Source organism: Streptomyces sp. NPDC039424 (genome assembly GCF_055639495.1).
On the sequence record NZ_JBVKAI010000031.1, the window covers coordinates 52,265 to 76,884 of the forward strand.

27 protein-coding genes and 5 pseudogenes are annotated in these 24,620 nt (G+C 70.4%); 14 read left to right on the forward strand and 18 right to left on the reverse strand.

Features of this window, described 5'->3' with window-relative positions; all coding sequences use genetic code 11:
- Nucleotides 1-17: 17 nt before the first annotated feature.
- On the reverse strand, nt 18-2,171 hold the full coding sequence (locus tag ACZ7L0_RS41500) for an MMPL family transporter (RefSeq protein WP_471247780.1): 2,154 nt from the start codon (nt 2,169-2,171) through the stop codon (nt 18-20).
- 125 nt (nt 2,172-2,296) lie between these two features.
- On the opposite strand from ACZ7L0_RS41500, the gene ACZ7L0_RS41505 reads away from it, so the two are divergent.
- From ACZ7L0_RS41505 to ACZ7L0_RS41525, 5 genes are all read left to right on the forward strand, one after another.
- Nucleotides 2,297-3,103: an AfsR/SARP family transcriptional regulator gene (locus ACZ7L0_RS41505; protein ID WP_471247781.1), complete on the forward strand. Its 807-nt coding sequence runs from the start codon at nt 2,297-2,299 to the stop codon at nt 3,101-3,103.
- A gap of 208 nt (nt 3,104-3,311) precedes the next feature.
- A complete protein-coding gene (locus ACZ7L0_RS41510; protein ID WP_471247782.1) occupies nt 3,312-3,917 on the forward strand; it encodes a TetR/AcrR family transcriptional regulator in 606 nt (201 codons plus the stop codon).
- Nucleotides 3,911-4,234, forward strand: a complete 324-nt coding sequence (locus ACZ7L0_RS41515) for a hypothetical protein (protein WP_471247783.1) — start codon at nt 3,911-3,913, stop codon at nt 4,232-4,234. Before ACZ7L0_RS41510 ends, ACZ7L0_RS41515 begins: the two co-directional genes overlap by 7 nt.
- A gap of 210 nt (nt 4,235-4,444) precedes the next feature.
- Nucleotides 4,445-4,675, forward strand: a complete 231-nt coding sequence (locus ACZ7L0_RS41520; protein ID WP_471247784.1) for a M20/M25/M40 family metallo-hydrolase — start codon at nt 4,445-4,447, stop codon at nt 4,673-4,675.
- Entirely contained in the window at nt 4,672-4,893 is a 222-nt protein-coding gene (locus ACZ7L0_RS41525) for a hypothetical protein (protein ID WP_471247785.1), read from the forward strand. The genes ACZ7L0_RS41520 and ACZ7L0_RS41525 overlap by 4 nt, the downstream gene beginning before the upstream one ends.
- 87 nt (nt 4,894-4,980) lie before the next feature.
- Here the strand turns inward: ACZ7L0_RS41525 and ACZ7L0_RS41530 are convergent, their stop codons facing one another.
- On the reverse strand, nt 4,981-5,406 hold the full coding sequence (locus tag ACZ7L0_RS41530) for a MarR family winged helix-turn-helix transcriptional regulator (RefSeq protein WP_471247786.1): 426 nt from the start codon (nt 5,404-5,406) through the stop codon (nt 4,981-4,983).
- A gap of 41 nt (nt 5,407-5,447) precedes the next feature.
- Between ACZ7L0_RS41530 and ACZ7L0_RS41535 the strand changes: the two genes are divergently transcribed.
- On the forward strand, nt 5,448-5,963 hold the full coding sequence (locus ACZ7L0_RS41535) for a hypothetical protein (protein WP_471247787.1): 516 nt from the start codon (nt 5,448-5,450) through the stop codon (nt 5,961-5,963).
- 114 nt (nt 5,964-6,077) lie between these two features.
- Here the strand turns inward: ACZ7L0_RS41535 and ACZ7L0_RS41540 are convergent, their stop codons facing one another.
- The 5 genes from ACZ7L0_RS41540 to ACZ7L0_RS41560 all read right to left on the reverse strand — a co-directional run bounded on the left by ACZ7L0_RS41540 (nt 6,078) and on the right by ACZ7L0_RS41560 (nt 11,441).
- Nucleotides 6,078-6,392 (reverse strand): hypothetical protein, encoded by a 315-nt coding sequence (locus tag ACZ7L0_RS41540; RefSeq protein ID WP_471247788.1) that lies wholly within the window; start codon nt 6,390-6,392, stop codon nt 6,078-6,080.
- Nucleotides 6,389-8,005, reverse strand: coding sequence for a transposase (locus ACZ7L0_RS41545; protein ID WP_471247810.1), 1,617 nt, complete (start codon nt 8,003-8,005; stop codon nt 6,389-6,391). Before ACZ7L0_RS41545 ends, ACZ7L0_RS41540 begins: the two co-directional genes overlap by 4 nt.
- 318 nt (nt 8,006-8,323) lie before the next feature.
- The gene (locus ACZ7L0_RS41550) at nt 8,324-8,821 is read right to left on the reverse strand and encodes an AAA family ATPase (protein WP_471247789.1); all 498 of its coding nucleotides are present in this window, start codon (nt 8,819-8,821) and stop codon (nt 8,324-8,326) included.
- A gap of 80 nt (nt 8,822-8,901) precedes the next feature.
- Entirely contained in the window at nt 8,902-9,408 is a 507-nt protein-coding gene (locus tag ACZ7L0_RS41555; RefSeq protein ID WP_471247790.1) for a hypothetical protein, read from the reverse strand.
- A 590-nt stretch (nt 9,409-9,998) separates the two neighbouring features.
- Entirely contained in the window at nt 9,999-11,441 is a 1,443-nt protein-coding gene (locus ACZ7L0_RS41560) for an aldehyde dehydrogenase (RefSeq protein WP_471247791.1), read from the reverse strand.
- A gap of 198 nt (nt 11,442-11,639) precedes the next feature.
- Between ACZ7L0_RS41560 and ACZ7L0_RS41565 the strand changes: the two genes are divergently transcribed.
- Complete coding sequence (locus ACZ7L0_RS41565) at nt 11,640-12,212, forward strand: TetR/AcrR family transcriptional regulator (RefSeq protein WP_471247811.1); 573 nt, start codon at nt 11,640-11,642, stop codon at nt 12,210-12,212.
- A 10-nt stretch (nt 12,213-12,222) separates the two neighbouring features.
- On the opposite strand, the gene ACZ7L0_RS41570 is transcribed toward ACZ7L0_RS41565, so the two are convergent.
- The 4 genes and pseudogenes from ACZ7L0_RS41570 to ACZ7L0_RS41585 form a co-directional block, all read right to left on the reverse strand.
- Complete coding sequence (locus tag ACZ7L0_RS41570) at nt 12,223-12,408, reverse strand: ricin-type beta-trefoil lectin domain protein (protein WP_471247792.1); 186 nt, start codon at nt 12,406-12,408, stop codon at nt 12,223-12,225.
- 75 nt (nt 12,409-12,483) lie between these two features.
- Nucleotides 12,484-12,714 (reverse strand): annotated as a pseudogene (locus tag ACZ7L0_RS41575) (transposase); the annotation flags it as partial.
- A pseudogene (locus ACZ7L0_RS41580) lies at nt 12,700-13,385 on the reverse strand (helix-turn-helix transcriptional regulator); the annotation flags it as partial. The pseudogenes ACZ7L0_RS41580 and ACZ7L0_RS41575, both read right to left, overlap by 15 nt.
- Nucleotides 13,386-13,553: 168 nt before the next feature.
- Entirely contained in the window at nt 13,554-14,042 is a 489-nt protein-coding gene (locus ACZ7L0_RS41585) for a TetR/AcrR family transcriptional regulator (RefSeq protein ID WP_471247812.1), read from the reverse strand.
- A gap of 199 nt (nt 14,043-14,241) precedes the next feature.
- Here ACZ7L0_RS41585 and ACZ7L0_RS41590 point away from each other — a divergent pair, with 199 nt between their 5' ends.
- From ACZ7L0_RS41590 to ACZ7L0_RS41615, 6 genes and pseudogenes are all read left to right on the forward strand, one after another.
- On the forward strand, nt 14,242-15,789 hold the full coding sequence (locus ACZ7L0_RS41590; RefSeq protein ID WP_471247793.1) for an MDR family MFS transporter: 1,548 nt from the start codon (nt 14,242-14,244) through the stop codon (nt 15,787-15,789).
- 257 nt (nt 15,790-16,046) lie between these two features.
- Nucleotides 16,047-16,454: pseudogene (gene tpg / locus ACZ7L0_RS41595) on the forward strand (telomere-protecting terminal protein Tpg); the annotation flags it as partial.
- Between the two features lie 65 nt (nt 16,455-16,519).
- Nucleotides 16,520-17,235, forward strand: a pseudogene (locus ACZ7L0_RS41600) (IS6 family transposase).
- Nucleotides 17,236-17,345: 110 nt separating this feature from the next.
- Entirely contained in the window at nt 17,346-17,819 is a 474-nt protein-coding gene (locus tag ACZ7L0_RS41605; RefSeq protein WP_471247794.1) for a hypothetical protein, read from the forward strand.
- Entirely contained in the window at nt 17,819-17,956 is a 138-nt protein-coding gene (locus ACZ7L0_RS41610; protein ID WP_471247795.1) for a hypothetical protein, read from the forward strand. Before ACZ7L0_RS41605 ends, ACZ7L0_RS41610 begins: the two co-directional genes overlap by 1 nt.
- A pseudogene (locus tag ACZ7L0_RS41615) lies at nt 17,941-18,485 on the forward strand (GNAT family N-acetyltransferase). Before ACZ7L0_RS41610 ends, ACZ7L0_RS41615 begins: the two are co-directional and overlap by 16 nt.
- 201 nt (nt 18,486-18,686) lie before the next feature.
- On the opposite strand, the gene ACZ7L0_RS41620 reads toward ACZ7L0_RS41615, so the two are convergent.
- The 7 genes from ACZ7L0_RS41620 to ACZ7L0_RS41650 form a co-directional block, all read right to left on the reverse strand.
- Nucleotides 18,687-19,646 (reverse strand): hypothetical protein, encoded by a 960-nt coding sequence (locus ACZ7L0_RS41620; RefSeq protein WP_471247796.1) that lies wholly within the window; start codon nt 19,644-19,646, stop codon nt 18,687-18,689.
- 280 nt (nt 19,647-19,926) lie between these two features.
- Complete coding sequence (locus ACZ7L0_RS41625) at nt 19,927-20,718, reverse strand: replication-relaxation family protein (protein ID WP_471247813.1); 792 nt, start codon at nt 20,716-20,718, stop codon at nt 19,927-19,929.
- Between the two features lie 62 nt (nt 20,719-20,780).
- Nucleotides 20,781-21,056 carry a sulfurtransferase TusA family protein gene (locus tag ACZ7L0_RS41630; RefSeq protein ID WP_471247797.1) on the reverse strand — a complete coding sequence of 92 codons (276 nt, stop codon included), beginning with the start codon at nt 21,054-21,056 and terminating at the stop codon, nt 20,781-20,783.
- Entirely contained in the window at nt 21,053-21,718 is a 666-nt protein-coding gene (locus tag ACZ7L0_RS41635; protein ID WP_356685790.1) for a class I SAM-dependent methyltransferase, read from the reverse strand. The genes ACZ7L0_RS41630 and ACZ7L0_RS41635 overlap by 4 nt, the downstream gene beginning before the upstream one ends.
- Nucleotides 21,719-21,876: 158 nt before the next feature.
- Entirely contained in the window at nt 21,877-22,599 is a 723-nt protein-coding gene (locus tag ACZ7L0_RS41640; RefSeq protein WP_471247798.1) for a cation efflux transmembrane domain-containing protein, read from the reverse strand.
- Nucleotides 22,599-22,934: an ArsR/SmtB family transcription factor gene (locus ACZ7L0_RS41645; protein WP_356685786.1), complete on the reverse strand. Its 336-nt coding sequence runs from the start codon at nt 22,932-22,934 to the stop codon at nt 22,599-22,601. The genes ACZ7L0_RS41640 and ACZ7L0_RS41645 overlap by 1 nt, the downstream gene beginning before the upstream one ends.
- 108 nt (nt 22,935-23,042) lie before the next feature.
- Entirely contained in the window at nt 23,043-23,510 is a 468-nt protein-coding gene (locus tag ACZ7L0_RS41650) for a hypothetical protein (RefSeq protein WP_471247799.1), read from the reverse strand.
- A gap of 260 nt (nt 23,511-23,770) precedes the next feature.
- On the opposite strand from ACZ7L0_RS41650, the gene ACZ7L0_RS41655 reads away from it, so the two are divergent.
- The gene (locus tag ACZ7L0_RS41655) at nt 23,771-24,235 is read left to right on the forward strand and encodes a hypothetical protein (protein ID WP_471247800.1); all 465 of its coding nucleotides are present in this window, start codon (nt 23,771-23,773) and stop codon (nt 24,233-24,235) included.
- Nucleotides 24,236-24,620 lie beyond the last annotated feature (385 nt).

The window sequence follows — 24,620 nt, forward strand, 5'->3', positions numbered from 1 at the left end:
TCACCGGGGCGCGGTGATCACACGTACTCCGCGGGGGGTTCGCCCACCGGCGCTCGCGCTTCCCGGATCCGCAGCCGCCGCAGCTTCCTGGGCGCCCACCAGTTGGCCCGGCCCGCCAGTCGCATCACCAGCGGCAGCAGCACCAAGCGGATCAGCGTCGCGTCGACGAGGATGGTCAGGGCGGTGCCGAGCCCGAGTTCCTTGAGGAAGACGACACCTGAGCCGACGTACGACAGGAACGACAGGGCCAGGATTCCGGCTGCTCCGGTGATGAGTGGCGCACTGCGCCGTATGCCCTCGCCGACGGCGCGCATGGTGTCGCCGGTGCGGTCGTGCTCCTCCTTGATACGGGCCAGCAGGAACACCTCGTAGTCCATCGACAGCCCGTAGGCGACGCAGAACATCAGCACGGGGATGCTCGGCTCGATCGACCCGGTCGCCGTGAAGCCGAGTGTGCCGGACAGATGGCCGTCCTGGAAGACCCACACCAGGCAGCCGAACATCACCGACAGACTGAGCAGGTTGAGGATGGTGGCCTTGACGGGCAGCAGCACACTGTTCGTCATCAGGAAGAGGATGCCGTAGGTGGCCGCCAGTACGATCCCGATCGCGTACGGCATTCGCTCCAACAGCGTCGAGCGGAAGTCGGTCGTCTCACCGGGATAGCCGCCGACGAGTGCGGGTTCCGGGGACGGGGTCTTCCGGATGCTGTCGACGAAAGCGGGCACGTCGCCGTACATCGCCTGCTGAGTCGGTATGACGGCCAGCCGAACACGTCCTGATGGCGCCGTCAGCCGGTCCTGGCCCGGGGCGGCAGTGCGTTGCCCGTCCCGGTAGGCCCCGCCCGGCGCGTCCACCTGGTACACGCCGGGCAGGAGGGAGAGCGCGGCGGCGTAGGCGCGCGTGTCGGTGGACTTGCCGAGGACGACCTGCACGGTGTCCGTCGGCTCCGCCGCGAACTCGTGGTGGATGATCTCGGTGGTGACGCGCGAGGACGTTCCCTGGGGCAGTGCCCGTTCGTCGGGCAGTCCGAAGCGCAGCCCGAGCAGGGGCAGGGCCGCGACCGTCAACACGGTGAGGACGCCGCCCCCGGCGAGCAGCGGTCGGCGCAGGGCGCGCAGCGCAGTGCGATGCCAGAAGCCCGACGCAGGTGCGGCGGGTCGTTCCACGCGTCGGCCCCAGCGGCCGAGCGCGGCGGGCAGGAAGAGCACCGCTCCCGCGACCGCGGTGAGCACGACCAGCACACCGGCGTACGCGAACGACCTGAGGAAGAAGAACGGGAACACCGCGAGGGAGCACAGCGACACCGCGACCGTGACTCCGCTGAAGACGACCGTGCGGCCAGCGGCCGCGGTCGCCCGCACGACCGCGTCATGGTTCGCGTGCCCGGCGGCGCGCTCCTCGCGGTAGCGGTTGATCACGAAGAGCCCGTAGTCGACGCCGAGGCCGAGCCCCAGGACCAGGGCGAGGTTCGCGGCGAACGTCGACACCTCCGTGAACTGCGCGAGCAGCCGCAGACCGGCCAGTGTGCCGAGCACCGGCAGCAGACCGGCCGCGACGGTCAACAGGGCCGCCACGGTGCGGCGGTACACGAGGACCAGCAGGAGCAGCACGACCGGCAACGCGAATGCCTCGGCGCGCAGAAAGTCGGTACGGGCCTGTTCGCCGACCTGCCGGGAGATCTCCTCCTGACCGCCCACCTGTACGTCGAGGGCGGCAGTGGTCCGCGTCAGCTTCGGAGCGAGCGTGCTCAGCCGCGCGCGCGTGGCGGTGGCGGTGCCCTCCAGGCGGGCGAGTATCAGAGCGCGATGGCCGTCCCTGCCGCGCAGGGCGTCGCTGCGGGTGTCCCAGTACGAGGTGACGTCCGTGACACCGGGTGCCCGCGTCACTTCCGCGGCGAGCGCACGAGCGGCCCGCCGGCTGGCCGGGCTGTCGACGTCGCCGTCGCGGGCGGTCACCAGGACGGCCAGGTTGGGGTTGCCGGTGCGGAAGTCCTCCCGCAGCCGCTCGCCGGCCCGCACCGACTCCGTACCGGGTGCACTCCAGCGGGAGAGATCCAGGTCGTCGGCGGCGCCTGCGCCGTACGCGGCCAGTCCCAGGAAGACGAGCAGGACAGCGACCAGCACGGCGCGACTTCGCCGCACGGCCAGCCGGCCGAGCCGAGTGAGCATAACGGGCCCTTCTGGTGACAACGGGTGTGGCCTCCGCGCGGGTTGCGCGGCGTCAGGTTCGCCACAGCCGCTGACCAACCGCTGGAAGATCCACTGGAAGGCCCGCCGAGGGATATCCTCTGCCCATGGGTGTGCCGACGTCGGGTGAGAGGGCCGTGCACGGTCTGCGCTTTGAACTGCTCGGCCCCCTGCGCGCACTGCGCGACGGCGCCGAGATCCCCCTGGGGCCGCCCAGGCAGCGAGCGGTGCTCGCCGTTCTGCTACTCCAAGAAGGCCGCGCGATGCCCTACAGCAGCCTGGTCGAGGCGGTCTGGGGCGGGGCGCCGCCCGCCCACGTGCGCAATCTCGTGCAGAAGTACGTCTCCGGGTTGCGCCGCGCCCTCGCAGACGACGGCCCAGGGCTGGTGTGGACGGGCAGCGGTTACCGGCTGAGCGGGGCGACCGTCGCCGACTTGCGGGAGCGGCGGCACCTGGTGGACGAAGCGCTCGCGGCTCGGGGTGCCGGCGAGCTGACCCGGGCGAGGGATCTGGCGCGACTGGCCGAGGAACTGTGGCGAGGTGAGTTCGCCGAGGGGCTGCGGGCGCCATATCTGGAAGCTGAGCGGCTGCGCTGGGCGGAGAAGCGGCTCACTGTGCTGGAGGCAAGGCTGGCGGGCGAGATCGAGCTCGGCCACGCTTTCGAGTACGTGCACGAACTGGTGAGACTCGTTGCCGCGCACCCGCTCCGTGAGCGTTTCGTCGAGCTGCTGATGCTTGCCCTGTGCCGCACCGGTCGCCCGGCCGACGCGCTCGCCGCCTATGAAGCGGCGCGGCAGCGGCTGTCCGAGGCGATGGGCGCCGACCCCGGCCCGGCGCTCCGCTCCCTGCACACGCGCATTCTGCGCCAGGACGTGACGCTGCTTCCCGCACCGGCGGCACTGCCGGTGCACTGAGCGGGTCCCGGCGACGCGGCGTTCTTGCATGTCGGTGATCAGCACCAGACGATCACCCGTCTCCGGTCGGAACCCTGAACGTCGTGGGTGACGGGTGCGGGAACGGCCCCCGGACGCCGGTGCGACCACCGGTCCGTACGCCGGCACCACGGACCCGGGCGACCGGCGCCGCATTGCCCGCCTGACAAAAAATACCTACAGTGTCAGAATGTCAGACACGCTGGACGCCAAGCGCGTTCAAATCGTCACGGCAGGCGTCAGCGTCTTCGGCAGGTACGGCTACCGTCGAACCTCCATGGACCTCATCGCCCGGACAGTCGGCATGTCACGACCTGCCGTCTACCAATACTTCAAGAACAAGCAGGAAGTGTTCCGTGCCGTTGCGCAATGCGTCTCCGCCCAGGTGACCACTGCCGCACGTGAGGCGGGCCGGAAGGCACGAGCGCTGCCGGCCGAAGACAGGCTGTACCTCATCCTGGCCGTCAAACTGGACGTGCTCACCGAATCGGTCCGGGCCGAGTCCCATGCCGAACTGTTCCGCGAAGCCGCGGACATCGCCGCGGACACCATCCACGCCTTCGAAGAGAGCTACCGCAACGTCATCGAGGACGTCCTCCATGACTGCGCCGACGAACTCGACCTGCTCGGGTCGGTTCTGTCCCCCCGCGATGCCGCAGCACTTCTCTGTGATGCCCTGGAAGGCATTGCTCAAGCCCGCCAGGTACCGCAGGTCAAGCACGCGCGCCTGCGTCACCTGGCTCAGCTCATTGTCCGTGGCCTCACCCGCACTCCCGAGGATGTGTCTACATGCTGACCATGGTTCTGAGCTTCTTCGCCGGAATCTTCGCCGCCAACGCCACCCCGCACTTCATCAAGGGCATCACCAAGGAACGGTTCCCCACTCCCTTCGGCGATGGTCCCCTGGTCAACCTGATCGCCGGCTGGGCGATGTACGTCATCACCATGCTCCTGGCCGTGGCAGCCCGTGCGACCGAGCACCCGGTTCCCGCCTTCGCCGCTGCCGCCCTAGGCGTTCTCGGCATGGGAATCTTTCACGCAACCATCGGCGCCTTCGGTCGGGGCCGGACCCCTCTTGCTGCCGATGGGGCGAGGCCAGCGGCCCGTTCATGAGCGGGCGACCGCCGGCCGTCAGCGCTCCGGGAAGCCCGGGTCCGCCCGAGTGGACGAGGACCGGCGGCTGACTCGTCCATCGCCGATCCCTAGGAGCCGTAGGCCGGATGATCGATGACCGCTGTTCGCTGTCCATTACTGCCGTAGCCGCCGCCCTGGACGCCGACCGGCGAACCATCTGCCGCTTCGTTGCCGCTGGGAAGCTGCCGGTTGTCGACCTGGCATCAGAACGCGACGGGACCGCCCTATGCCTCCACCGACACCGCCGTCGGCCGCGACGGCGAGCCGACCCCGATGATGCACGCCTGCGGCCACGACCTGCACGTCACCTCCCTGCTCGGCGGCGTCGAGCAGCTGACACGGCACCGGGACGCCTGGCGCGGCACGGTCGCCGCCATCTTCCAGCCGGCCGCGGAGACCGGGAGGGCGCGCAGGCCATGACCGCGGACGGGTTCCTCGACCGGTTCCCGCGTCCGGACGTCTGCCTGGGCCGGCACGTCGGCCCCTTTTCCGTCGGCAGGTCGGTGCCCCGGCCGGGCGTGATCATGTCGGCGTCCAGCAGCCACCGTGTCCGCCTCTTCGGACAAGGCGGACACGGCTCCTCGCTCGAGAGCGCGGTCGACCCCGTCGTGATGGCGGCGGCGACGGTACTGCGCTGAGGGGCGTATTGGGTCACTGCGAGGGCGGTCCGGCTCGGTCTGGGGCGGTTGTCTCCCCGGCGGGCCGGGGTGGGCTCGCTTGCGCCGCTATCCGCCGGCAGGGATACCGCTGGCGGAAGCCACCTGGCTCAGCACTCGTCTCAGGGCGGTTGCCTCCTCGGCCGTGAGTGAGCTCAGAAGTTCCTCGTCGGTCTCTCTCGCCAGGAGCACGGCTTTGCGCCGCAATTTCTGCCCCTCAGCGGTGAGCTTGATGAGCTGGCGGCGTCGGTCGACGGTGTCCCGCACACGCCGCAGGGCGTGGAGTTTCTCCAGCTCGTCGAGCATGTCGACGACAACGCTCGGGGTCACGCCGAGGGCCCTGGCGAGTTCCAGCTGCGCCTTCGGCCCAACGGCCAGGAGTTCCAGCACCGCGCAGTGGCGGGGCCGCAACCCGTGGGACGCCAGCCGGTCTGCGAACCGTCCCGTCGCGACCTGTCCCAGCTTGCCCAGCTGGAACGCAAGCGTGCGTGTCACCGAATCTTCCGCCTTCACGGCACCGATGCTACCGTCCCCGTATGATTCGGCAACCGAATGATATGGGTCCCTCACGAAACTTCAGGCTATTTGCCGGGGGGGTCATCGCTGCTGAGGCAATCGCCTCCGGCTACCTCACCGTGGCCGGACTGCTGGATCCGGGCGGCCTGGTGCCCGGTGGAGACAGTGCCGCCGCGAAGACGTACGCGGCGTACGTCGCGACCCGCAGCCTCGTGCTGCTCGGCGCACTGATCTGGCTGATGGCTGTACGGGCATGGCGACCGCTCGGCCTGGTGTTCACGCTCAATGCCGCCGTGCAGATCGGAGACGCCACGATCGGAGTCGCCCACCACCAACTCGCCCAAACCATAGGCCCCCTCGTCTTCGCAGCCCTGCTGCTCGCGGCAGCCCGTCCACTGGGCGGCCTCACGTGGAAACCCGAAGGACGTTCCGACGGTGACATGCCAGCGATCGCAACCCCGCACGCACCGGCCGGACATCAAGAGGGACTTCACCCTGGACCCACAGCGGACCGGCAAACCAGCCCGGAGGGGTGACAACTCGATGTCCCAACCTCCTATCAGCGCGACCTCTTAGAGGGCATCTGATCAGTGTTCACACGGATGTGAGTGGGATGTCCTAGGTGCGGGGGCGTTCGGCCAGGGCCGTCTTCAGCAGGCGGTCGAATTCGCTGGGGTGGCGCGGTGGTTCCCCGGCCAAGTTAGGGCGGTGAACAGTTCGTAGCGCACCGCGCGGGCGGTGGGCCGGGCCCGGAAGGTGATTTTGCGGACGTCCTCGCCGGGTTCGAGTTCGTGCAGGCAGGTGTTGACGGCGAGGGTCTTGCCGAAGCCGGCGCCGCCGTGGATACACATCATGGCGCGGGCGGCGACGGTGTCGGTGATGTTGTCCCGGGCGGTGAGCACGGCGCGGGTGGTGACCACGGAGGCGTCGGGCAGGTCGACGTACTGGTAGGTGGCCGCGGTCACGAGGGGTCTCCGTCTTCGTCGGTGGTGGGAGGTGCGGCCCGTCTGTCCGGGCTGTCCGGGGCTGTTGCGGTGACGTCACGGCTGGCCGGGGGTGGGGCGGGCCTGCTCGGCGTGGTCAGCGCGACCAGGGAAGCCGGGGTGCGCCAGTCGGCCGGGGGTGCAGCGGGCGGGATGACGTCTGGCAGCGCAAGCTGCGACAGACCGGTGCCGGCACTCTGGGCGAGTTCGGCGTCGGCCTGCGCACCGGTCAGCGCGCCGAGCCGCCGAGGGGGCTCGGCCTGGGTGACGGCGGCGTAGCGCTCCCGCTGGGATGCTTCGAGGTCCTTCTTCAGACGGCGGCTGCGGGCGGCCCGTGCCCGCCGTACGGCTCTGACCTGTTCCTCGGTGGCCTGATCGGCCAGATCCGCCGGCCCCAGGTAACGGCCGGTGACCGCGTGGTAGACCTCGATGCGGTGGTCGTGGTGAGGCATGAACCGGACCCTGACCCGGATCCCGGCCTGACCGGTCATCCACGCACCCACGTAGTCGCGTCTGCGGAAACGGACTCCGCGGGTGGTCAGCGTGCGGGTACCGGCGTCCTCCAGGGTGAACGTCCACAGATCCGCGGCCGGCACGTCCCGCAGCGGAGTGGGATCGTCCTGCCACGCCTGAAGCGGGGTCCTGCCCCGCAGCGGTTCGGGGCGGTGCTCGGTGTTCCACCACCGTGTCCAGTCCAGCAGCCGGGCGGTGAAGTCCTCGAAGCTGAGCAGCACCTCGTCCTTCGGCCGGGAGGGGCGTTTGCCGGGGCGGGGCTGGCGGGCGTAGCCGGGCAGCGCGGCCAGCAGCATCGGCTCGACCGCCCGGTTCAGGCCCTCGACCGTGCCCTTGAGGTGCGGGGTGTAGGCGGGCAGGTCCTCCACGGTGACGTCCAGGAGATCGAGCGCGGCGGTCACCGTCCTGGACAGGAAATCCTTGCCCCGGTCCACCCGCACCTTTTGAGGCAGGCCGCCGAACGGACCGTAAGGGTCCTCGCGCAGCACCGCGGAGCGCAGCACGGCCAGCACCGACTCCCGCGACGGATGCACCGGCGTGACCGCGACGCCGGTGATGCCGTTGGTGGCGCAGTCGGTGAACCACGTGATCCACGGCCTGCGGGGCTTGCCGTCGACATCGACCAGCACCGGAACCTGCATGTGGTCGGTCTCCCATGCCTGGTTGCGCCAGCCCCGCGGTCGGGCCAGGAACACATCATGCTTGCGCGCCGCCCGCTCGCCACCGGCGAGCCCGGCCCGCTCCCCCGGCGTCAGATCACGGCGGATCGCCCGGTGCAGCGTCGTCAGTGACGGTGCGTCTGCAGGCGGGACCTGCCGAGCAGCACACCGGACCAACTCGCGGTGAACTGCCCGCACGTTCCCCTTCCACAGTGCCAGCAGTCCACGGACCTCGGGCGTGACCGTGAACCTTGCATCGACCCGGGAACGTGCGCCGGGGTAGGCGGCTGCGGTCTCATCGCTCTGAGCGGTGGCCAGCCAGCGCCACACCGTGCGCTCCGACACTCCTAGCGCGTCCGCGGCCACCCGTACATGGACTGCTGTCAGCTTCTTCCCTGCCCGCAGTGCGAGCAGCCGCCGCACGGCCGGACCGCGCAGTGCCATCCTCGACGCCGCAGGCAGTCCGCCGTCTGGGCGGATGGCGTCGCCGTCCTTCATGTCAGCTCCCCTCACGCGGGTGGGACGTCGTGTGCTTGCCGGTGGCCAGGAGCATGCGACCGCCCTCCCGCCCCTTGCAGGAGCGCTCCGTTCACAGCGGCGGCGCGACCCGCTGGAACAGCCGCCTCAGCAAGGCCCGGTCGACGGATGCTTCAGCGGCGGTGAGCAGCGCGTTCTGCAGGTGCGCAGTCAAAGCGGCCCATGTGCGGAACGTGCCGTGGGCGCACGACTGGTCGATCCACGTCAGTCCGGGGCCGGGACGGTGCGCCACAGCGGATGGAAGCCGGTCACCACGGTCGCCACTTCCGCTCCGGTCAAGCGTGGAACTTCCTGCCACGCGCCGATCCGTGATGCCAGCTGCGGCAGCCGGGACAGCGCCCGCTCGCTGCCCGCCCCGCACAGCACCAGCGTGATCCGCGTATCGGGGTGGTCCCACAGGCTCTGCAGGTACTCCAGGCACGACACGGGCAGGCGCTGTGCCTCATCGACCACCAGCACCCGCGCCTCACCCAAAGCTTCCGTGACCGCGGCGGCGGCCAGCGCCGACGTGTGCGGGAAACGGCCCGCCAGCGCCAGCGCGTCGAACACCGCCCGCCTCATACCGACCACCGACGGGCGCACCGGCACCGGCACCCACGACACCTTCCACCCCGGAGGCACTTCACGTAGCGCCATCCGCACGGCGGCGGTCTTGCCCCGGCCCGGATTGCCGAACAGACACACCGCGCCCTGGGTCGCCATCGCCTACCCGACCGCCTCGGCCACCGCCCGCACCGACGACGTCCGCACCAGCTGCGCGCCCGCCGGCAACGCCACACCCGTCACCGCGCCGCTCTCCCCCGCCGACGCGCCCGCGACCGCCCCTGGCTCGGAGGGCGGCAGCCGCCGCGCAGCCACTTTCGCCGCGCCGCCCTCACGCGGCCCGGCCAGGGCGAGGTCAGCCAGTGCCTGCCGCGTTTCTGCTCCTCCCGCTCCCGCCGCACCACCGCGCGGTCCGGCAGGACCCTGCCGGCCTGAAGGTCCCGGCGCACCACCCGGTGCAACGACGCCAGCGAGGGCACCTCGCCCCCGGCCTCCCTCAGATGCCGGTGCAGCGCCGCCACGTTCCCGCCCGCCTGCGCCAGTGCCTCCCACGCCTGGTCGGACAACTCCAGCCGGGCCCGCGGCCTGCGCTCCATGCGGCCCTCCGTCCGCGCCGCCCCCAACCAGCGCCACACCGTGCGCACATTCACCCCACCGACCTGGGCGCCCGCACGCACATGCGCCGTCGTCAACGCCCCGGCCGCCTCCAGCTCCAGCAACCGCGCCACCAGCACCGGCCTGGACACCCTCAACCCCGCCGTGACCTCACCCCACGCGCCCGACTCCCCCACCCCACACCCTCCCGCCCGCGCAAAACCGACACCGACCACCGCGCCGCCGCGCAGCCCTCGGAAGGATCAGAAGTGCCGTTCTCAAGACAGTGGAGCGGAGTGGGGTGTACCGCCCCATGACAGCCGCAACGGCAGCACGCACCGTCCCACGGCAGTGACCTCGCCCTTCCTCAACACCCGACCAGCGAAAACACCCCGACCTGACAAGCCGTCACTGACACCCACCCACCGACACCTAACCAGCACATCGCATCATGGGCATGAGCCACCAGGCCGGCCTCGACTGCAAGCGCATCGAAGACGGGCGAGGACGGACCGTACTGGGTCGACGCCGGACACAGCCGAGGAGAAAGCCGCGACGGGCTGCTTCCCGTCGCGGCTGCGTCGTGTCGGCGCACACGGGCGGGCGGCCTCCTGGTGCCGGGGAAGCAAGCGGGAAGCGACGGACGCGGCGGCGGGCAGCCGAAAACGCCGCGTCGGCGGCAGGTGGCCGGACCACGTGCCGCCGTCGGCGGATCATCTTGTGTTCTGTGTCGTACGAAGAGTCAGACGGTGATGGTCTTGTACTCGGTGTAGGAGCCGAGGCCGACCGCACCGTACTCGCGGCCGATGCCGCTGGCCTTGAAGCCGCCGAACGGGCCGTCGAAGGCGACGGAAGCACCGTTGACCGTGATGGTGCCGGTGCGGACGCGGCGGGCGACCGCCAGAGCGTGCTCCTCGTCGGAGGACCAGACACCACCGGAAAGGCCGTACTCGGAGTCGTTGGCGATGCGGACGGCGTCGTCCTCGTCGTCGTAGGCGATGACGACCAGGACCGGGCCGAAGATCTCCTCCTGCGCGATCCGCATGGAGTTGTCGACGTCGGCGAACACGGTGGGCGTCACGTAGTTGCCCTTCTCCAGACCCTCGGGGATCTGCGGGCCGCCGGTGACCAGGCGGGCACCCTCCTCGATGCCGAGCTGGATGTAGTTGCGCACCCGCTCCTGCTGGTCGGGGCGGATCATCGGGCCGATGAAGGTGTCCGGGTCGTTGGGGTCTCCGACCTTCAGCGACTCCACCACCTCCTTCAGCGCCGTCACGACCTCCTCGTACTTCTCCCGCGGAGCCAGGATGCGGGTCTGCGCGATGCTGGCCTCGCCGTTGTTGAGCAGGGAGCCGAACTTCAGGCCCGCGACCGCCTTCTCGATGTCGGCGTCGGGGAGGATGATCGCGGCGGACTTGCCGCCCAGCTCCAGGCTGACCCGCTTGAGCTGCTCGCCCGCGATCGAGGCGATACGGCGGCCTGCCCGCGTCGAGCCGGTGAAGGCGATCTTGTCGACCTCCTTGTGCGACACCAGGTACTCACTGGTCTCCCGGTCCGCGGGCAGAACGCTGATCACGCCCTCGGGCAGGCCCACCTGCTCCAGCAGCTCGGCCAGGAAGCCCATGCTCAGCGAGTTCTCCGGGGACACCTTCAGGACCACGGAGTTGCCGGCGACCAGGGCCGGGATGATCTTCGCGGTGGCCGCGGAGAACGGCGAGTTCCACGGGATCACCGCGGCCACGACGCCGACCGCCTCGCGGCGCACCACGCTGCGCACCGGGGACGCCGGGTCGGAGGGCACGAGCGTCTCCTCCCAGCCGAACTCCTCCGCCGCCTTCAGGTAGGCGTTCGCCTGCCGGGTCAGGCCGGGCTGTCCGGCTCGGGTGAACCAGCCGGCCGAGCCGTTCTCCAACGAGATCAGGTGCGCGATCTTCTCCGCGTTCTCCTCGCGGAGCGTGTTGAAGCGCCGCAGGACCGCGATCCGCTCCGCCGGCGGGGTCAGACGCCACTCACCCGCCTCGAAGGATGCCCGTGCCGCGGCGACCGCGCGGTCGATGTCCGCCGGCTGCGCCTGCGCGGCACGGCCGACCACCGACCGGTCGTGCGGCGAGGCGATGTCGAGCAGTTCCGGGTTGCTCGACTCCACCCAGGAACCACCGATGAAAAGCCGGTCGTAGGTGATCATGTGCTTTCTCTCTTCCGGTGCTGTCGGTTCAGTTCTTCGGACGTGGCACCCAACTGCCACTTCAATGTAGCGCTTCTCATCATTAGCTGCACGCAGAAGTAGCGATAAAGCTCTGATTATTCGCGTCAACGGTACTCTTAAGGGATGAGAGTCGACGCAGCACGCAACCTGGAAGCAGTTCTGACCACCGGAGCACGCATGCTCGCGGCCGACCCCGGCGTGAGCATCGCGAACATCGCCGCCGGGGCGGGTGTGGACCGGCGCACCGTCTACCGGCGCTTCGCCTGCCGCGAGGAACTCCTCGCCGCCATCCACGAGTCCCGGGTCACGGCCATCGAGCGGGCCATCGAGGACGCGCGGTTGCGCGAAGCACCCGTCGCCGTGGCCCTGCACCGCTACGTCGAGAACATCATCACCGTCAACCGCACCTGGCCGGTCGACCTGGCCCGCATGCTCGCCGACGACGCCATCCGGCGGCGCCGGGAGGCCTGTATCGCCGAGGTCGAGCTCTACCTCGCGCGGGCCACCGACGAGGGACTGCTGCGCCGGGACCAGCCGGAGGGATGGGCGGGGCCGCTTCTGCCGGAACTGGTGAACCTCGCCTCGCACCAGCAGGCACACCTGAGTCCCGGACAGGCGGCCGACGTCGTGGTCAACACGTTTCTGCACGGCATCGGCACTCCGCGCCCCCGGTTCCAGGACCCGACGGAGGACGCGCGGCCACCGGACGGACGTGACCGGTTCGCCCCTGGGGATCAAGCATGTCGATGAGGGGCTCCCGTCAGGCCGGAAGCTTCCAGAGCTGGTTGGCGGAGGCCGCGCAGGTCCAGATCTGCAGCTTGGTGCCGTTGGCCGAGCTCGGGCAGGTCGCGTCCAGGGACTTGCCCGACTGCGTCCCGCCCAGTTGCCCCTTGGAGTCGGACGTCCACTTCTGTGACGCCGGACCCGTGCACGTGGACAGCTGCACCTGCTGCCGTCCGCCGTCGCACCACCGGCGACCGTCATGCACTTGCCCAACGCCCGCATCGTGCCGTCAGCGGTGGTCGCCGGTGTCCCGTCGGCGGTTGTAGTGGTCGCGTGCTCCGGGTGAGGCGGTCAGCGCGGCGAATGCCCAGTGTCGGCCGGTCGCGGCCAGTCGGCTGTTCTTGATCCGCCGGTGGGCGACGTGGCGGCTCTTGCCTGAGTGGCGGGTCACGGGTGCGCTTCCGGCATAGGCTTTCAGATTGCCGGCGTGGGCGAACCGGGCGCGGTCATCGCCGATCTCGGAGCTGACGGTGCGGGGCGACTGGCTGAGCCTGTCCACGTGATAGGCGGCGGCCAGCCGAACCACGTCCCGCGGCTCCAGCGAATGCAGGTCGGCGAAGGCCCGCTCCACTCGCTCCCGCACCCCAGCGCCGCGCAGGACCACGTCACCCCCGCGTCCTGGTAGATACGCGAGTGCTCGGGCACCAGGTCGCCCAGGCTGTCCAGCAGCTCGTGGACCCGCAGCCACCATGCCTCGTCACTGCCGTACTGGCTGATGGCCAGCAGCAGGTCGATCAGCCGCGTGAGCACCTCGTCCGGCTCCCGGATCCCGCGGTCGCGCATGCTCTCGATCGCCGCGAACACCTGGTGCTACGAGGACCGGATGTCCCCGTCCTCGAAGAACGCGACATAGCCCGACGCGACCACCGAGGCGGGAGAGCCGTCGGTACCCGCGCCGGCGCCCTCGCGGACCAGCTGCCGTGCCTGGTCCAGCCGGCCCGAGTGCCCGGCGACGTATGCCGCGCTGCCCAGGCGGCGGGACCGGTCCTCGCGGTTCTCGCTCAGTTCGGCGGCGCGGGTCAGCCAGGCGACGGCGGCGACTGCGCCGCCGCGTCGGGTGGCGGACTCGGCGGCTGCTTCCAGGGTGGCGGCGACCTCTTCGTCCGGGTCGATGGTGGAGGCCGCCAGGTGGGTGGCCCGGCACCGTGCCGTCGCCCTCCACGGCGGCTCCGCGCCCGCGCGACGCGGAGGACAAGCGGGAGGCCTCCGACACGGACACGGCCCGGCAGGTCGTGGAATGAGGGGAGCCCCGTGGCGACGGCCCTCGCAGACACCTGGACTCAGGTCTCTGCGAGGGCCGTCGCTATGTCAGGACGCCCCGAGACCGTTCAGGAGGGTGTCGACGACCACGTCGGCTGCCTGTCCCGGGCTCAGCTGGGGCAGCTGCCGGGACACGAGGTGCATCAGCTGCGGCAGCAGCGCGCTAGCCCACCCTTCCGGCAGGCCGATGCGCAGGAGGCCCTCGTCGGTGGCGCGCTGCAGGAAGGTGTCGACTTCGTGGACGGAGGCGTCACGGCGTGCGTGGACGCTGTCGTCGGCGAGCATGCGGGTGAGGTCGACGGGCCAGGTCCGGTTGACGGCGATGATGTTCTCGACGTAGCGGTGCAGGGCGACGGCGACGGGCGCCTCACGCAGGCGGGCGTCCTCGATGGCGTGCTCGATAGCCGTGAGGCGGGCCTCGTAGATGGCCGCGAGAAGGTCGTCGCGGTTGGCGAAACGCCGGTAGACGGTACGCCGGTCGACACCTGCCTCGGCGGCGATGCTCGCGATGCTGGCGCCGGGATCGGCGGCGAGCATACGTGCCCCGGTGGTCAGGACGGCTTCCAGATTGCGTGCTGCGTCGGCTCTCACCGGTCCGAGTCTAGTGCCGGAATGTGATGCCTGAGACATCTAACGCCCCCCGAGAGTAGAAGTATGACTTGCAAGTGCTACAGTATAGTGACAGATAGAGAAGGTTCCGTCATTCACCTGTTCCCTTTACAGAAAGGCAACTTCCATGTCGAAGACATCCGAGTCCTCATCACCCCAGGCGGGAGGCGGGGTTGCCGCCGCGATGAGCGCGCTGATCCTGGCCGTCCTGCTTGCCGCGCTCGACCAGACGATCGTCTCGACCGCGCTGCCCCGGATCGCGCAGGACCTGAACGGGTTCGACGACATCGCGTGGGTCAGCGCCGCATATCTGCTCGCCTCGACCGCGGTCACCCCGCTGTGGGGCAAGCTCGGCGACATGTTCGGCCGTAAGCGGCTGTACCTGGCCTCGACCTCGATCTTCCTGATCGCCTCGGTGGCCTGCGGCCTGGCCCAGAACCTGCCTGAGCTGATCGGCGCCCGTGTCCTCCAGGGCGTCGGAGGCGGCGGCATGATCGTGTTGACCTTCGCCCTCGTCGGCGACATCGTCGCGCCGAGCGAGCGCGGCCGCTATCAGGGCATGTTCGGTTCGGTCTACGGCATCGCCAGCATCGTTGGCCCGCTGCTGGGCGGTGTCTTCACCGACCAGCTCTCCTGGCGGTGGGCGTTCCTGGTCAACCTGCCCGTCGGCATCGTTGCCCTGGCCATCGCCGCCCACGCCCTGCCCGCGGCCACCCGGGGCGCCAAGGCCCGCATCGACTACCTCGGCGCGACCCTGCTGGCCGCCATCGCCACCGGCCTGGTCCTGGTCACCTCCTTCGGTGAGCGCTGGGGCTGGGGTTCGCCGTCTATCGTCGGCCTGATCGTCGCCACCGTCACGCTGGCCGTACTGCTGGTGCCCGTCGAGCGTCGCGTCTCCGCCCCGGTCCTGCCGCCGGCCATACTCGGCTCCCGGACCGTGGTGTTCTCCTCGCTGATCGGCTTCTTGGCCAACGCCGCCATGTTCGCCGTACTGGTCTACCTGCCGACCTACCTCCAGATCGTCCACGGAGTCTCGGCCACCCTGTCCGGCGTCTACATGCTGCCCCTGGTCGCCGGACTGGTCATCAGCCAGTCCCTGGCCGGACGCTGGGCCGCACGCGTCGAGCTGCTGCGGAGGATCCTGCTGGGCGGGCTGGTCGCCAACCTCGCCGGACTGCTTCTGCTCGGCACCATCGGCGGCGCCACCACCACCCTCGTGCTCAGCGTCTACTTCCTGATCACCGGTGTCGGCATCGGCATGGTGCCCATGGTCGTCCTGACCACTGTTCAGAACAGCGTGCCCGCCGCCGACCTCGGCGCCGCCAGCGCTGTGGTCACCTTCGCCCGCTCCATCGGCGCGGCCTTCGGAGTCGCCGTCTTCGGCACCCTCCTCAACACCGGCTTCGCCGACCGCACCCGCGCCCTGCCGACCGCCGACGGCTTCGACGCCGCCCGCCCCGACACCATCGGGCAGTTGCCTGCCGCCCTGCGCGACACCGCCCTGGACGCCTTCGCCCACGCCACCGCCACCGGCTACCTCTGGATCGCCCCCACCCTCGCCGTTGGCATCCTCCTCGCCCTCTTCCTCAAGCCGTCCCGCAAGGGCGGCGACGCGGACCGCACCACCGCCGACTCCGCGGCCGCCGACGCCAAGGACGCCGTCCCCGCTGCCTGACCCGCCCGATCCCACCCTCGCCTCGACCGGCCGACGCCCTCACGGGTGCCGGCCGGCGGCGTTTTCAGGGCGCACTCTCCGAAAGCCTCTTGAGCTGGGCCAGCCACAGGGAGACGCCTCGGGCCCACCCCGTGCCTGGCGAAACTGGAGGGCGTCCAGTCGATGCTGTGGGCGGTCGACCTCATGGAGAAGGGCTACAACCCCGCCCGCCACATCAAGGGCGGCGACGCCGTCCTGGACGAAGGAGAGTAGGCGCTGTGGGAGAGATCGACGACGCCATCGAACGCGCCGACCGGGAGAGCTTCACCCGCCAGCCGCCCAAGAGCCTCCAGGCACGCATCAACTTCCTGATGAAGCAGCTCAAGACGACCAAAGCCGTTGCCCAGGAGATCGGGGTCAGCCAGCGTTCGGTGGAGCGTTACCGCAAGGGCGAGCGCAAGCACCCGACCCAGGGCATCGCCGAACGGATCGACGCGGCCGTACGGGCGCGCTGGCAACCCCAGGTCCGCAGACGTCGCCGGAAACAGGCCGCCACCACCGGCGGGATCACCGTGGAAACCCGGGCCCGCTTCGGCTACACCGCACCCATCGGCACCACCGACGACGGGCGCTTCCGGCGTCTGACCGTGCATCTCCCCCCGGCGTACGCACAACGCCTCTTCAACGGCGCTGTCACGTTGGCTGGCCGGTGGGATGATCTTCGGGTCGATCAGGCTGGGAGGGGGCGTCCGTGGGGAGCGCGTCGCTGTCGTACAAGGGGCACCGGTACCCGGTCGAGGTCATCTCCCACTGCGTGTGGCTGTACGCTTCCCCCTGTCGTTCCGCGAGGTCGAGGAGCTCATGCTCGAGCGCGGGATCGTCGTCTCCTACGAGACGGTCCGCCGCTGGTGTGTGAAGTTCGGCCCGGCCTATGCCCGCGAGTTGCGTCGCCGCTGGCCCCGGCCCGGGGACAAATGGCATCTGGACGAGGTGCTCATCAAGATCAACGGTGAGCAGAAGTACCTGTGGCGGGCTGTCGACCAGGACGGGATGGTGCTCGACATCCTCGCACAGAACCGGCGGGACACCGCCGCGGCCAGGCGATTCTTCCGCCGCCTGCTGAGAAACACGGGTGCGGTACCACGGATGATCGTCACCGACAAGCTCCGCCCCTACGGCGCCGCCCACCGCGAGGCCATGCCCTTTGTCGAGCACCGGCAGTCGAAGTACCTGAACAACCGGGCGGAGAACAGCCACCAGCCAACGAGGCAGCGTGAACGCGCGATGAAGGGCTTCCGCTCGGTGGGCGGGGCCCAGCGGTTCCTGTCCGCGTTCAACGGCATCTCGCCCCACTTCCGGCCCCGCCGCCACCTGATGCCCGCACACGACTACCGAGCCAAGATGACCGTCCGCTTCGCAATCTGGGAACAGATCACCGGCGTCGCCAACCTCGCCATCGCGGCCTGAGCACAGCCCGGAACCGGGCTCCACCACGCCACGACGCACCATCAGACATCTACCCGCCCAACAACGTGACAGCGCCGGCGCTGAGGCTGGCCGGGCTGTCACAGGACCCCGTGGCACTGATGCGAGTGTGGAACTCCACCTCCATCCTTGCGCACCAACTCGGTCACCACGCCGAAGGTGTCGCAGCAGCACAGGCCGCCTGCGCGATCACGCGCCGCGATCCGCTGTTCGGATCCCTCGCGCACGCCCGTGCCGCAATCGGGCACGCCTACCGGGGCGACCGGCAGGCCGCCCTCCGCTCGATCGGATACGCCGAAGAGGCCCTGGTACGAGCCGAGGAACGCCCCCGTCCGTCCTGGATCGCCTTCTACGGGCCCGCAGAACTGCACGCCCTGACCGGGATCGTCCGCAGCCGTCTCGGCCAGCCCGCGGAGGCAGAAGCAGCCTCACACCGCGCCCTGTCCGCGCTCCCGGCTGCCTACCGGGGCAACCGCGCCATGACCACCGTGGACCTCGCCATCGCCCAGCTCCACCAGGGCGACGCCGAACAAGCCTGCGCCACGACCGAGGACGCTTCACCGTGATGTCCGGAAGCCCCCTGCCCGGCCGACTGCGCGTCCTGCTGGGCGACTTCTACCGTGATCTCCTCACGCTCGCGCCCTCCACCACCGTGGCGCGCGAGTGGGCCGACCGTTACCGATCCGAATGGAGCCCCGCGTGACCACGGCACCCGCCATCGACCTGCGCCGCTACGGACACAACGACCTGCCCGACATCCGGCAGACCCTGCTCGACGTCCACGCAGACGCCTACTTCGAGCGGCGGCACGAAGAGTTCGTACAGCGCTTCCCCTGGTTCGTGGACCACTGGGGCGGGCGTGAAGGATTCGCGTGCGTGGTCGCCTACGCGGGCGGTGAACCCATCGGGTTCACCTACGGGGCGCCAGGCGAGCCAGGCCGCGAATGGTGGCGTGAGTACCTGGCCGAAGAGCCGGCCGACCCGTCGACGTTCTCCGTCTCGGAACTAATGCTCAGGCCGAAATGGCGCAAGCAGGGTCTCGGGCAGCGGCTGCACACCGCGCTGCTCGCCGACCGGCCCGAAGCCCTGGCCGTGCTCACGGTGGACACCAAGCGGCCCGGCTCCAGGCGATGTACGAGGGCTGGGGATACAGGAAGGTCGGCGAGCGCCAGCCGTTCCCGGACTCCCCGCTGTATGCCGTGATGCTGCTCGACCGGAAGCACACGGCCTAACCGGTGCCACCAGATTGCGGCCCGCTCCCACCCGGAGCGGGCCGTCGTCGTGTACGAGGCGATCCCCGCTCAACACCACCGCGAGCGCGCTGTACGGGAACTACGCGACGTCGCGGCAGGCTGACAACGACTACGCCCACAAAGGAACGAGAACGCCTGAGGGCTGGCCCGCGGGCCAGGGGGCGGGCCAGCCTTCCCAGGTCAGTTCCTGCTGGCTGGACGGGCGTCCAGTGCTGTGCGCAGGCGTCCCGCGATGGGCTGGTACCGCTGGACGAAGGAGGGGTCCTTCAACTGGTCGGGCTCGGGCAGCTGCTTGTGCGGGGCAGGCAGGCGCCCGGTGATCGTCCAGCCCAGGGGGCGGAGTCCGGCGCGGTTCATGTCCCGGTCGACGCCCGCCAGGTAGTCCGCGTCGACGGGCAGCTCCCCGCTCGACTGCCAGATCACCCCGTCCAGCTGGATGGGCAGATGCGGAAATCCGAAGAGGAAGCCCAGACAGCGCTCGCGCAGAACCGCCGCGCTCTGCTCGGGGCTCAGTGGGACACCCTTCTCTTCGCCCCTGGGGCCGGGGAGCGCGGTCCTGCAGTCGGTGTGCGGGAAGATGTCGATCTCCCCGAGAACGACGTGCGCTGTCGCGGTCTCCCGGTCGGGGTAGGACCAGTGCCTCGGCAGGAGGACGATCACGTCGTAGACGTCGAGGGCGTCGGCCACCGCCGCCGTGAGCGGGCTGCGGTCGGTGCGGGGGAAGCCGCGGTCGCTCTCCTGTGTGGGGTGGCGGGCCTCCCACATGCAGGTATGGCGTGTCAGGAGGCCAGGGCCGTCCGGCGAGGCCCACAGCGTGCTGGTCGTCGGCTCCGGCGGGGTGGCCGGCTCGATCTCCTTCTTGCGGCGGCCCCGGCGGCGACCCACGCCGCTCATGGTCCAGCGCCAGTAGTCCTCGGCTTCCTCGAGGAGCAGGACCCGCTGTCCGCTGTGCGCCCAAGCCGCCGCGATCCCGCCGGCCAGGTGGTAGAGGTTCCCCGAGCGCTCAGCCAGGAACCGCAGGACGTGCGGTGCGTGCGGCGCATCGCCTGTCCTGGCGCGGCGCAGGGCTTCGGTGTACTTGTTCCCGTTCCGGCTCGCCCGGCGGGCGCTCTGCGCGGCGGTGGACTGGTTCTTCGGCATGACGTACTCCTTGGCCGTGCCGGGCCACGCCCCCGACACAGGCTCGTACGACTGCCGTAGACACGACGGAACGCAAGAACGGGAAGGGGCGGGCCCCGCAGGACCTTGACCTCCGCGCCCGGCGGCGTGGCTCCGGACGCGGGCGGTGATCGGCAGTACGCCACTAGCCGGGCAGGATGCTAACCGGCGCGAGCGCAGCGGCCGAAGCCACGAGCCGCCCATTCCCTCGAACGGGCGAGGTCTCCGGTCGGCCGTGCGTGCTGGGCGAGCTGCGCTGCCGTCAGCGCCCTGCCGGTTCGGGGTATCGGGCGCGGCGCCGGTCCGGGTCGTCGACGCCGATCTCGTACCAGGGTTCGCCGCGCTGGAGCCGGGGCAGGGTGTTCACCCACACCGCGACGGCGATGGCCTTCACGTCGTCGGCGAGCGCCTCCAGGCGGTTGTCGAGCAGGTGCTCCTCCTTGCCCGCCAGGACGACATGCAGCCGCGGGAAGGTCTGGGAGCGGGTGTAGCGGTGGCGCTGCCAGAACGGGAACGTGTTGCCGATCGTGCCGCGGGCGGCTTCCCAGACGCGGTGCCCGGCGTAGCGCTCGTAATCCCAGACCTCCTTGGCGAGCCGGGCCTGTGACATGGTGCCGTTGTCGAGCTCGAAGAGGCGCACCTCGCTGGTCTTCGTCGGCAGGGCCAGGACTGCATCGGTGTTGAAGCTCAGGCCGGTCTCCTTGATGGCGTGGTTGACCTCCACCTGCCAGTCGGTCAGGTGCTTGCGGCCGCCGTAGGCGAGGATCATGTCCGTCACCGCGACGCCGTGCGGACCGAACCCGGCCTTCACCGCCTTCGCTCCAGTGCCGGCCTTCGGTCGGGCAGGCAGCTCGTTGCCGTCGGCCAGAGCCTTCTGCCCCGCCGGAGTCAGGTTCCAGATCGAGTGCCCTCCGTCCTTGCCGTTCGTCTCCGCCAGCCCCAGCTCCGCCAGCCTGTTCATCGCCCTACGCACGTACGACCGGCCGTCGGCATCCTCCGCCGTGATCACCTCAGCCATCTGCCGCACCGTGGCTATCCGCACGCACCCCAGCATCCGCAGCGCATCGGCCCGCACCTTCCCGGCCGTGGGAGTGGACTTCTTCCCCTTCGCCGGTGTCAGGGCGCGTCGGGTCGGGTGGGGACGGCGTCGGGGGCGAGCCGCAGCGCGTACACCGGCCGGCCGCCGGGGACAGGCCCGAGGTATTCGTGCCCGGTCATGTGGCACCAGGCCGGGAGATCGAGGGGGGCGGCCGGGTCGGTGGCGAGGACATGGACGACCGTGCCGGGTCCGGCGGTGGCGATGCGGGCGCGGAGGCGGAGCAGGAGTGTCACACGGAGCAGGCCGGTGCCGTCGACGGTGATGTCCGCGGCGGGTATCGGCTTGGGGGTCACCGGGGCAGGGTCTGGGTGACGCGCCACAGGCGGCGGGGCAGGTCGCCCTCCTCGAAGGCGTGGACCTCGTTCAGGGTCCAGCCGTCGGCGAGGGCGTCGACCAGGGCGCGGTCGAAGAAGTGGACGGCGAAGCCGCCGTGCTCGTAGATGTCGTCGCCGTGCGCGGTGCCCGCGCCGTAGTGGGCGTCGCCCGTGTGCCGGACGGTGTAGACGAGCACGCCGCCGGGCCGCAGGACGCGGCGGATCTCGCCCACCGCCGCGTGAATCTCCCGGGTGGACAGCGCCATGCAGAGCAGCATGTGCGCGAACACGGCGTCCACGGAGCCGTCCGGAAGCGGCAGCGCCTCGCGGACGTCATGGACGGCGGTGGTGACTTGCTCCGCGACGCCCTGGGCGTGAGCGGCCTCCCGCAGCTGCTCCAGGCCGACGGGGCTGAAGTCGGTGGCCTGCACGGTGAAGCCTTCGCGAGCGAAGTAGAGGGCGTCCCGGCCATGGCCGGCACCGAGCTCCAGCACCTCACGCGCGCCGGCGGCCCTGAACATCTCCGCAGCATGGACTGCGGGCGCGGAGGGCTGCTCGCCGTACATGCCCGGGTGGGCGGCGTAGGTGCCCTGCCAGTGCTCGCGCTGCGCGCCCGCCAGGTCGTTTTCGGTGTTTGCCACGCCGCAGCGCCTTCCTGTTCCAATCCACGGCCAATGCCCGGGTCAGCTTAGGACCCCGGTCTCCGAGCATCCGATGTCGGTTCGTGCCCGTGCCCCATGGACAGCAGCGGGCCCCGACGGTGTGCTCGCCGGAGCCCGCTGTGTTCGGTGGGCGCGGTTCAGCCGCAGCAGTCGCAGCCGGGGCGGCACCCGCAGGTGTCGCTCTGCTCGGCACCGGCAGGCGGCACCGCCGCGGCCGGGGCCGCGCAGCAGCCCATGCCCTGCCAGGCGTCGCGGCCTTCCTTGACGGCGATGGCGGCGATGACGAGGGCGGCGATGGGATCGGCCCAGGACCAGCCGAGGGTGGCATTGAGGACCAGGCCGACAAGGAGCACGGCGGACAGGTACGTGCACAGCAGGGTCTGCTTGGAGTCGGCGACCGCGCTGGCGGAGCCGAGTTCGCGTCCGGCCCGGCGCTGGGCGGCGGACAGGAACGGCATGACCGCGAGGGAGAGGGCGGCGATGACGATGCCGGGGATGGAGCGTTCGGCCTCGCCGGTGCCGGCCAACGCGCGGACAGCGTCGATGCCGACGAACGCGGCGAGCGCGAAGAACGACACCGCGATGATCCGCAGCGTCCGCTTCTCCCGCGCCTCTCGGGTGGCGTGGTCGGAGGCGGAGAACTGCCAGGCGACCGCGGCGGCGGAGGAAACCTCGATGACGGAGTCGAGCCCGAAGCCGATCAGCGCGGTGGAGGAGGCGATCGTCCCGGCGGTGATCGCGACGACCGCTTCGATGACGTTGTAGGTGATGGTGGCCGCGACCAGCAGCCGTATCCGCCTGGCGAGGACGTCGCGGCGGGCCGGGGAGGGGCCGATGCCGACGGATATCTCCGCGGTCATCAGCAGCAGCCCTTCTGCTCCGCGTCCGCACACGTCTTGTCGGTTTCGACGGCGACCACGGCGGTGCGTAGGTCGTCCAGCGCGTGACCGAGGCGTTCGTCGGCGAGCTCGTAGCGGGTGCGCCGGCCCACCGGCACCGCGACGACAAGGCCGCAGTCGCGCAGACACGCCAGGTGGTTCGACAGCCGGGTCCGGGAGATCTCCAGAGCGTCGGCCAGGTCGGCGGGGTGGGCCGGCGCCTCGCGCAGGGTGAGGAGAATCCGGCAGCGGATCGGGTCGGCGAGGGCGCGGCCGAACCGCGCCAGCACCTCGATGTCAGCAGCGAGAGTCAGCACACCCACGACAGTACACGGATTGCTGAATTCACCAAAGCCTGCACTATCGGAGTCCTCTGCCGCCTGCACAGCGGTCCAACCTCGATGGCAATCGGTCCAGGTTCCGTGTCACAGGACAGCGGTGCAGAGTTCGGAGACGATCGTGAACGAGGTCGTCACCATCGGGATCGCCATGGCCGGTGGCATCACCGCGTGCGTGGTCTGGCCGCGCGCCATGCCGTTGCGGATCTGCCGACCATAGTCGAGGTACTCCGCCTGCCGTGCCGTCAGGATCCCGTCGGCGGCGCCCTGCTTGATGAGCTGGTGCAGCGGCTTCTTGCCCGCGTCCGGGATCCGGTCGCGCAGCACGATCTCCACCGCGATCAGGGAGTGCATGACCGCCACCGTGGAGAACTCGTAGCAGTAGTACGACTGGCGCAGCAGCTCGCGGACCGTACGCAGGACGGTCGCTGCGGCCCCGGGAGCGCCGACGGGCACGACCAGGTCCTCAACGAGGTCGTGCATGTCGGCGTAGCTGTCGACGAAGTAGTGGGCGCGTTCGTCCGGGACCGGGAACGGCAGCCGCTGCGTGGTCATCCCCGCAGTCTCCCAGCGGCACGCCCCGGACGGCAGCGGCTTTTCCCCCGGGGCGTCGCGCAGCGTGCCGGGACGGAGATTTCTCCCCACCGGAATGGGCGGAATGTCGCAGGTAGCGGAACTGGACAAGGGGCAACGCAGGCGCCAGCCAGGCGAGTCCACTCACCGTCGGTGCGCGAAATCTATCCACAGGCGTCTGCTCTGAAGATCGCTTATGAGCCGCCGCGATCGGCGCGGCGCCCCGTACGTGAGGAGCCATCATGCCCACCACCAACATGCCGCTCGCCCCGATGACCCCGGACGCGGCCATCAGCGCGTTCAGCTACCTCCGGGCCGTCCAGGCCGACGACGCCGAAGCCGCCCGCGAGTTCGCCAGCGGCGAGCCGCGGATGCCCGAGCTGCTCGTCGACGTCGTCGAACGGATCGTCGTCCCCGTCACCGCGCTGCCCGGCCCGGAGGCGGGCGAGCCGTGCGCTGACACCTTCGCCCTGGAGGCCCTCGGACGCGTCTTCGTGACCTCGCTGCGGACCTGGGCGCAGGCCGGACCGGACACGGCGGAAGGCATCGCCCGCGCCGTCATCGACTTCGCCGCGCAGTTCCTCACCGAGGACCACGAAGACGTCGCCGACACTCTGCGCCAGCTGGAGGCCGTCGGAGTGGGCCAGGCCCTCGATGCCCACCCCGCACCGGCCGGCTCGCACCCGGTGCGCCTGACCGTCGTGTAGGCGCACCCGATGCGCGCCACCGCCGCGCGCCACACCGCATCGCCCATCGTGGTGCGTTCCATCGGCATCACCGCAGCGCACCTGGCGCGCGCCACGGCCGGGCGGGCTCCCCTATCACGCACCCCCTTGACCACGACCTGATCGCCAGCCGAAACGGGCTGTGTCAAGGAGAAACGTCCTCGGTAGCGGACCTGGTCAAGGGGTCAAGCACGCCACCGGCCGCATCTGGTCAAGGGGTCGGTCGGCGGTGGGCACACCGGTGCGGCGCACCGGGCGCGCGCGAGAGTGCCGGGCATCGTCGGGTGGTGCGCCGCCGGATGCGGTGGCGGACATCGCGGTGCGCACCACGTGGCGTGCATCGTCGTCCGGCGCACGGAGTGGAGTC